This is a genomic window from Calidithermus terrae (assembly GCF_003574345.1).
GTDB classification, from domain to species: domain Bacteria; phylum Deinococcota; class Deinococci; order Deinococcales; family Thermaceae; genus Calidithermus; species Calidithermus chliarophilus.
The window spans coordinates 1-7923 of record NZ_QXDL01000187.1 but is presented as its reverse complement, the minus strand read 5'-3'; the positions used below and the strand labels follow the sequence as shown (position 1 = coordinate 7923).

General features: G+C 69.5%; 8 protein-coding genes and 1 tRNA gene. 4 read left to right on the top strand and 5 right to left on the bottom strand.

The window, feature by feature from the left end; translation table 11 throughout:
* Both Mterra_RS16735 and Mterra_RS16730 read right to left on the bottom strand, forming a co-directional pair.
* On the bottom strand, nt 1-415 hold a 415-nt coding region (locus tag Mterra_RS16735), incomplete at its 3' end, for a glycogen-binding domain-containing protein (RefSeq protein WP_218022958.1).
* A 162-nt stretch (nt 416-577) separates the two neighbouring features.
* Nucleotides 578-1426 carry a DMT family transporter gene (locus tag Mterra_RS16730; protein WP_119316196.1) on the bottom strand — a complete coding sequence of 283 codons (849 nt, stop codon included), beginning with the start codon at nt 1424-1426 and terminating at the stop codon, nt 578-580.
* A 73-nt stretch (nt 1427-1499) separates the two neighbouring features.
* On the opposite strand from Mterra_RS16730, the gene Mterra_RS16725 reads away from it, so the two are divergent.
* The 3 genes from Mterra_RS16725 to Mterra_RS16715 all read left to right on the top strand — a co-directional run bounded on the left by Mterra_RS16725 (nt 1500) and on the right by Mterra_RS16715 (nt 3372).
* The gene (locus Mterra_RS16725; protein WP_119316195.1) at nt 1500-1976 is read left to right on the top strand and encodes a DNA cytosine methyltransferase; all 477 of its coding nucleotides are present in this window, start codon (nt 1500-1502) and stop codon (nt 1974-1976) included.
* Between the two features lie 44 nt (nt 1977-2020).
* Nucleotides 2021-2097 (top strand) — tRNA-Ile (locus Mterra_RS16720).
* Nucleotides 2098-2214: 117 nt separating this feature from the next.
* The gene (locus tag Mterra_RS16715) at nt 2215-3372 is read left to right on the top strand and encodes a class I SAM-dependent rRNA methyltransferase (RefSeq protein ID WP_119316194.1); all 1158 of its coding nucleotides are present in this window, start codon (nt 2215-2217) and stop codon (nt 3370-3372) included.
* Between the two features lie 157 nt (nt 3373-3529).
* On the opposite strand, the gene Mterra_RS16710 is transcribed toward Mterra_RS16715, so the two are convergent.
* Nucleotides 3530-3763: a CDGSH iron-sulfur domain-containing protein gene (locus tag Mterra_RS16710; protein WP_119316193.1), complete on the bottom strand. Its 234-nt coding sequence runs from the start codon at nt 3761-3763 to the stop codon at nt 3530-3532.
* A 165-nt stretch (nt 3764-3928) separates the two neighbouring features.
* On the opposite strand from Mterra_RS16710, the gene Mterra_RS16705 reads away from it, so the two are divergent.
* Complete coding sequence (locus tag Mterra_RS16705; RefSeq protein ID WP_119316192.1) at nt 3929-5800, top strand: phosphoenolpyruvate carboxykinase (GTP); 1872 nt, start codon at nt 3929-3931, stop codon at nt 5798-5800.
* Nucleotides 5801-5990: 190 nt separating this feature from the next.
* Here the strand turns inward: Mterra_RS16705 and Mterra_RS16700 are convergent, their stop codons facing one another.
* A complete protein-coding gene (locus Mterra_RS16700; RefSeq protein WP_119316191.1) occupies nt 5991-6473 on the bottom strand; it encodes a DinB family protein in 483 nt (160 codons plus the stop codon).
* Between the two features lie 55 nt (nt 6474-6528).
* A complete protein-coding gene (locus tag Mterra_RS16695) occupies nt 6529-7866 on the bottom strand; it encodes a glucose-6-phosphate isomerase (protein WP_119316190.1) in 1338 nt (445 codons plus the stop codon).
* Nucleotides 7867-7923: the final 57 nt, after the last annotated feature.

Here is a 7923-nt window from a genome sequence, read left to right as displayed (position 1 = left end):
CCTCTACATCGACCCCCAGGCCGAGGGCTGCGTGGACGACGGCAACGGCGGCCTGGGCGCTCACCACCCGCACCGCGTTCCTGCCGCCGTTGCCGTCGTCCACGCAGCCCTCGGCCTGGGGGTCGATGTAGAGGCCCTTGTCGGTCTTGGTGCCGAAGGTGGGGTCCTCGCACATGTCGCGCGGCCACTGGCCGTTGATGAAGAACTTGTAGGCGTAGCGCCCGGGCTGCAGGTCCACGCTGACGCCCCAGGTTTTGCCCTCGAGCTTCATCGGCGCCTCGCCCCAGTTGTTGAACGCCCCCCGCAGGCTCACCGACTTGACCTCGACGCCCGGTGGGGGGGTGTAGCTGAATTTGACCGGTACTGCCAACGCGAACCCCAAAAGCAACACGATCCAGGCCGACAAGCCCCGCATGAACACCTCCTGTAGAAACGCTTCCAAGATACCCCAGGGCGAGAACGGCCGCAAACACCCGGCACCCCAGGTCGCACACAAGGCGCCAACCGCCCGGGGCGTCCGACGTCTTGCGTCTTGCGTCTTGCGTTTTGCGTCTTGCGTTCGGCCTTCAGCGCTGAGCTAGGGGCGCTTCCCGCGCCCCTCGAGCGTCAGGATCAGCAGGCCCAGCAGCACCAGCGCCGAGCCCGCGTAGCCCAGCGGCCCGAAGCGCTCGCCCCACCACGCGAAGGCCACCGCCGCCGCGACCACCGGTTCGAAGGTGGCGACCACCGCGGCGCGGGTGGCCTCGAGGCGCCGCAGCCCCGCGTAGTAGGCCAGGTTGGCGCCGTAGGTCGCCAGCAGGGCGATGAACACCACGGCCGCCCAGGCCAGCAGGCTCTTGCCGTGGAACTCGACCAGCGGGAACAGCCCCAGCGCCCCCACCGGCAGGGCGTAGAGGAAGACCGTGGCGGTGGCGTAGCGGCTGAGGTAGAGCTTGCCGAAGATGTAGTACAGCGCGTAGGTGAAGGCCGAGAGCAGGCCCCACAACAGCGCCGCCGCCGACAGGCGCACCTCGCCCCCCTGCAGGCTGATGGCCGCCACCCCCAGCAGGGTGAGGGCCAGCGCCCCGAGCTTCCCCGGCGTCATGCGCTCGCGCAGCAACAGCCAGGCCAGCAGGGCCACCAGGGCCGGGGCCGTGTAGAGCAGCACCGCCGCCAGCGCAGCGCCGCCGGTCTGCACGGCGAGCTGGTAGGCGGCGTAGAACACCGAAATTCCCAGCACCCCGAAGCCCAGCACCGCCGGCAGGTCGCGGGGAGCCACCCGGGCCTGCCGCAGGACCAGGGCGTGCGCCCCGAACAGGACGCTGCCGATAGCCGCCCGCCAGAAGGCGACCTCGAGCGGCGTGATCCCCTCCTGGAACGCCAGCTTGGAAAACGAGCCCAGCAAACCCCACAGGGTCGCGGCGACGAGGACGAAGACGTAGCCCACCGGGCTGAGTCTACCGCGGCGCACCAGCCCAACAGGCCTTCATCTGGCATTGGTATAATCCCGGCGGAGCCTTATGAGGCCACGCGTAATCTTCCTCACCCTGGTGCTGGTGCTTCTGGCCGTCTTCGCCATGGCCAACTGGCCGCTCATCATGGCCTCGCAGTCGCTCTCCCTCGTCTTCACGCGGGTCGAGGCCCCGCTGGGCCTGATCCTCCTCATCGTCGTGGCGGTGCTCTCGATCTGGTACGTGATCCTCTCCATCGGCACCGAGACGGCGGCGCTGCTGGAGGTCAAGAAGTACGCCCGCGAGATCCTGGCCCTGCGCAAGCAGGTCGAAGACGCCGAGGCCAGCCGCCTGGTCGAGGTCAAGAAGCTCATCCAGGAGGAGCTCGAGGCCCTGCGGAGCCAGATCGGTGAGCGGATCGCGCAGTCCGAGAACACCCTCATCGAAGAGCTGGAGAAGGCCGGGAACACTCTGGCGGCCTACATCGGCGAGCTCGAGGACCAGATCACCGGCCAAGACCGCCACCCCCCGCCCCCGCCGCGCTGAAGCGTTGAGCCGGCCCGGGAAAACCGCTAAACTGGCAAGGGTTTGGGCCGTTAGCTCAGCCGGTCAGAGCGGGGGACTCATAATCTCTTGGTCGCAGGTTCAAGTCCTGCACGGCCCACCAGCCAAGCCGCAGTGGCCGGGGTCTTTCGGGGCCCCGGTTCGCCGTCGTGGGCCGCGCGCCCGGCAAAGCGAGGGGGTACTCGAGCCGGCTCGAGCGCCGGGGTCTTATCCTTGGGGGGTGCTGAAGGCTGTCCTCAAACCCGGCAAGGAGAAGAAAGTCCGCAACTACTACCCCGGCGTCTTCGCCGACGAACTCGCCGAGGCCCCGCCCGCCGCGGGCGTCACCGAGCTCTACGACGCCGAGGGGCAGTACGCCGCGACCGGCTACTTCGACCCCAAGAGCCGGGTGGCCCTGCGCGTCTACCGCTGGGAGCGCGGCAACCTCGACCGGGCGCTCTTCCGCAAGCGCCTGGAGGTCGCCCGGTCCAAGCGGGAGCACCTGGGGCCCTTCCACCGCCTGGTCCACGCCGAGGCCGACGGGCTGCCGGGGCTGGTCGTGGACCGCTTCGGGGAAACCCTGGTGGTGCAGGTGCGCAACCGGGCCATGGAGGCCCTGCGCGAGTCCTGGCTGCCGGCGCTGCTCGAGGTCGCCCGGCCCGCCGGCGTCTACGAGCGCTCCGACGTGGACGCCCGCAGGCAGGAGGGCCTGCCCGAAAAGGTGGGCGTGGTCCACGGCAGCGTGCCGGAGGTGCTCGAGGTCGAGGAGGACGGCCTGGTCTTCCCCATCCCCCTCGCCCTCGCCCAGAAGACCGGCTTCTACCTCGACCAGCGCGACAACCGCCGCCTGCTCGAGGGCCGGGTCAAGCCCGGCGAGCGCGTGCTCGACGTGTACAGCTACGTGGGCGGCTTCGCCCTGCGGGCGGCCCGCGCCGGGGCCTACGCCCTGGCGGTGGACAAGGACCTCGACGCCCTGGCGGTGCTCGACCACGCCGCCCGCCGCCACCGCCTCGCCGTGGACATCCGCTCCGGCGACGCCCTCGAGGTGCTCAAGGACCTCGCCAAGAAGGCCCAGCCCTTCCACCACGTCCTGCTCGACCCCCCCACCCTGGTCAAGAAGCCCGACGAGCTGCCCCGGGTCAAGCGCCTGCTGGTCGAGCTGCTCAACCACGCCCTCGAGCTGCTCGCCCCCAGCGGTTACTTGTGGCTGTCGAGCTGCGCCTACTACCTCACGCTGGAGGATTTGCTCGAGGTCGCCCGCCGCGCCGCCGCCGACCGGCGCCGCCGCCTGCGCGTGGAGACCGTGACCTACCAGCCCAGCGACCACCCCTGGAGCCTGCACGTGCCGGAGTCGCTGTACCTCAAGACGTTGGTGGTGCAGGATGATCCGTTGGGGTGAGGTCGAGGGTCGATGGCCGGGCGCGGGGCGCGGGTCGTACGTCTGATGCGGGTCGAACGTCCTACGTCGTACGCGAGACGCAAGACGCTTCGGCGCTAGACCCTCGACGGCGGGGAGGGCCGGGGTGGGGTTTACTGCGAGCCACAGGCCACTAGCCTTAGTGCCCCTCTCCCCCCGGCCCAAGCTCGGTGAGTTCGATCTCCCCTGCTCCCGCTTCGAACCCCACCCGCTTGTGGGTGCCGTCGCAGAAGGGCTTGTTGCTCGAGTAGCCGCAGCGGCACAGGGCCAGCTTGGCGCGCTCGAGGCGCTGCTCCGCCCCGTTCACCCTCAACCCGGCGCCCTGCGGCAGGTCGATGGCGACGGAGGCGTTTTCGCGGAAGCGGATCCTCATGGGACTTCAGGATACCCCCCTGGCCTCAGGGGGGGTGGGCTGAATGTCTCTGGTGAGGGCGGGCTTTGTCGGGAAAACTACGATCAGATCGGGATCCGCTCCTGGCGCGGGGCCGGGGCGAGGCCTGGATTGGGAGGTATAGTACACATGACGGTAAAGTATCGTATGGCAACCGTAAATGTAGACACCCTCGAGTTCCCCGGTTACGTCAAGAGCCCTCGAGCCAGGCAGTGGATCACCGAGATGGTGGCCCTGTGCAAGCCCGACAGCGTCCACTTCTGCGACGGCAGCGACGAGGAATACCAGCAGATGTGCGACTTACTCGTGGAGAAGGGCACCTTCATCCGGCTCAACCCGGAGCTGCGGCCCAACTCCTTCCTGGCACGCTCCGACCCCTCCGACGTGGCCCGGGTGGAGGACCGCACCTTCATCTGCAGCCTCAACAAGGAGGACGCCGGGCCCACCAACAACTGGGTCAACCCCCGCGAGATGCACGAGACGCTGCAGAAGCTCTTCGACGGCTGCATGCGCGGGCGCACGATGTACATCGTGCCCTTCTCGATGGGGCCGCTGGGCTCGCCCATCAGCTACATCGGCATCGAGATCACCGACTCGGCCTACGTCGTGGTCAACATGAAGATCATGACCCGCATGGGCAAGCAGGTCTTCGAGGTGCTGGGCGAGAGCGACCAGTTCGTGCCCTGCGCGCACACGGTGGGGATGCCGCTCAAGGACGGGCAACCCGACGTGCCCTGGCCCTGCAACCCCGACGTCAAGTACATCGTGCACTTCCCCGAGGAGCGCAGCATCTGGAGCTACGGCTCGGGCTACGGCGGCAACGCGCTGCTGGGCAAGAAGTGCCTGGCGCTGCGCATCGCCAGCGTGATCGGGCGCGACGAGGGCTGGCTGGCCGAGCACATGCTGATCCTGGGCGTCGAGGACCCCAAGGGCCAGAAGACCTACGTCGCCGCCGCCTTCCCCTCGGCCTGCGGCAAGACCAACTTCGCGATGCTGATCCCGCCCAAGCCCTTCCAGGAGGAAGGCTGGAAGGTGACCACCGTGGGCGACGACATCGCCTGGATCAAGCCCGGCCCCGACGGGCGGCTCTACGCCATCAACCCCGAGGCGGGCTACTTCGGCGTGGCCCCCGGCACCTCCTACAAGACCAACCCCAACGCCATGGAGACCCTGCGGGCCAACACCATCTTCACCAACGTGGCCCTCACCCCCGAGGGCGACGTGTGGTGGGAGGGCATGGACGGCCCGCCGCCCGCCAGGGCCATCGACTGGCAGGGCAACGAGTGGACCCCCGACTCCGGGCGCAAGGCCGCGCACCCCAACGCCCGCTTCACCGCCCCCGCCAGCCAGAACCCGGTCATCGACCCCGAGTGGGAAAACCCCAAGGGCGTGCCGATCAAGGCCTTCATCTTCGGCGGGCGACGGGCGACGGTGGTGCCGCTGGTCTACCAGAGCTTCAACTGGACCTTCGGGGTCTACCTGGGCGCGACCATGGGCTCGGAGATGACCGCCGCCGCCTTCGGCCAGATCGGGGAGGTGCGCCGCGACCCCTTCGCCATGCTGCCCTTCATCGGCTACCACATGGCGAGCTACTTCAACCACTGGCTCGACATGGGCCGCCGCGTCGTGGACCCCCCGCGCATCTTCAGCGTCAATTGGTTCCGCAAGGACAAGGACGGCAACTTCGCCTGGCCCGGCTTCGGCGAGAACATGCGGGTGCTGAAGTGGATCGTGGACCGGGCCAACGGCCGCGGCCGCGGCACCGAGAGCCCGCTGGGCTACGTGCCCCACTACGAGGACATCGACTGGCGCGGCCTGGACTTCTCCAAGGAGCAGTTCCAGGAGCTCATGGCCATCGACCGCGAGCTGTGGCTGAAGGAGATCCTCTCGCACGAGGAGCTCTTCATCAAGCTCTACGAGCGCATGCCCAAGGAGTTCCTGGCGATGCGCGAGCTGCTGATCTCCAACCTCTGGCGCTCGCCCGAGCACTGGGACGTGGGGGAGGTCAACAACTCGTAATACCAGATTCGGTTAGTTCGGCGCCGGATGGCGGCGAACTAACCCGACTGAAGGGAGTGCTCTAGGGTCCAAAAAGACAGCCTCCAGGGTTCTGGGTTGGATGATTATCTTTTTGAATCCGGTATAAGGAGACTGTAGCGCGAGCCGGTGGGGCGGGCCGGTGGCCCGCCCCACCGCGTCGATCAGGGCGTTACGGCACCAGCTTCACGGCCTGCCGGATGGCCCCCAGGTGGTAGGCCACGTGGGCGAGGGAGGCGGCCAGCCCGCCCGCCGCGTCCTCGTCCCAGGCCTCGGTTTTACGGGCCAAGTCCACGACGGCCTGGTACGCCGCGCGCACCCGGTCCCGGGTGGCCTGCCACCGGGCCGCGTCCACGGCCCGGGGCTCGAAGCTGCCCTTCCAGTCGAAGGGGCCCCGGTCGCCGCCGGCCCAGCGCACCATGACCTCGAGGTGGAACGCCACGTGCGCCGCGTGCGCGGCCACGCTGGTGCCCAGCGCCGTGGGGTGGGAGGCCTGCTCGGCGGTGAGGGCGTCCAGGGTGGCGAAGAGGCCGTGGTTGCCGCTGCCGTCGGGCTTGGTGCTGTCCAGGAAGGCGGTCCCCTCGCCCGGCCTGCCGCCCTCGCAGGCCTCCCGCAGCACGTCGAGCCAGCTTTCGACGAACACCTTTTCGCTCATGGCAGAATGATACCCGCCGGTTCTGTCCCCGTTCAACCCCTCGCGCCCCCCGCGTTCACTCGACGCCTTCCGCCTTCAACTCCTCGGCCAGCGGCTCGTAGCCCTTGCGGCCCATCAGGGCGTAGGTGTACTCCTTGCCCAGCTCCACGCCCGGCTGGTTGAAGGCGTCGATGCCCCACAGCTCGCCCAGGAAGGCGGTCTGCCACATGAGGTGCTGCATCAGCCAGCCCAGGGTGTAGGCGTCGAGGCGCTCGAGCACGAAGGCGAAGTTGGGCTGCTGCGCCTTGGCGAGGGCGTGGGCGGTGGCCTTGGCCTCGGCGCTCAGCAGCTCGAAGAAGCTGCGGCCGAAGAGGTAGTCGAGGGCCTCGAGCCCGGCCACGGCGGGGATCTCGAGGTCTTCGGTGGCCTCCTCCAGGCGCACGAGGGTGATGAGCTTGTCGTGGGGGCCCTCGCGGAAGAGCTGCACCTGGGCGTGCTGGTCGGTGGTGCCGATGGCGCGCACCGCGGTGGTGCCGGTGCGCACCTCCTCGCCGGCGCGGTTGACGGCCTTGCCCAGCGACTCGTCGTGGAGCTGCACGAACCAGTCGGGGAGGTAGCGCAGGCGGGTGGAGTAGGGCATGAAGACGTTGACGTTGAGGCCCTTGCGGCTGAGCCGGTCGTGGACGAGGGCGGTCTGGGCGGGCAGGTTGGCCTCGGCGCCGGCCTGGGCGGTCTCGTTGGCCTTGCGGCAGCCGGCGAGGAAGGCCTCGAGGTCCACGCCCACGAAGGCCAGGGGCAGCGTGCCCACCGGGCAGGTCACGCTGAAGCGCCCGCCCACCGCCGGGGGCACCTCGAAGGCGGCGAGCCCCTCGGCCTGGGCGTAGGGGCGCAGGATGCCCCTGGCGGGGTCGGTGGTGACGGCGACGTGCTCCTTCCAGCCGGCGCCCAGGGCGTCCTCGAGCCAGCGGCGGAAGGCCAGGAAGGCGGCCATGGTCTCGGCGGTGGAGCCCGACTTGCTGATGACGTTGACCAGCGTCTTGCGGGGGTCGAGCGCGCGGAGGAGCTCGAGGATGGGCTCGGGCTCGACGTTGTCCACGAAGTGCAGGCGCACCGGGCCCTTGCCCAGCGCCGCGCTCACCGCCTGCGCCCCCAGCGCCGAGCCGCCGATGCCCAGCACCACGAAGTCCTCGACCCAGGCGTTGGCCTGGCGGTAGCGCAGCACGTTCCGCACGGCCTCGGTGTCCTCGGGCACGTCGATCCAGCCCAGGAATTCGGCCGCGTCGCCCCGCCGGCCCCACAGGGCGTCGCGGGCGGCCTCGAGCCGCTCCTTCTCTTCCCGCAGGGCTTCGGCGAAGTCGAGGCCCTGCGCCCCGACGCGGCGGGGGTCCAGGTTGCTGAGGTCTAGGCGCAACATGGGGCCATGCTACCGGATGGGGCGGGGCGCGGGGAACGGCCGGGGCCGGGGAGGTTG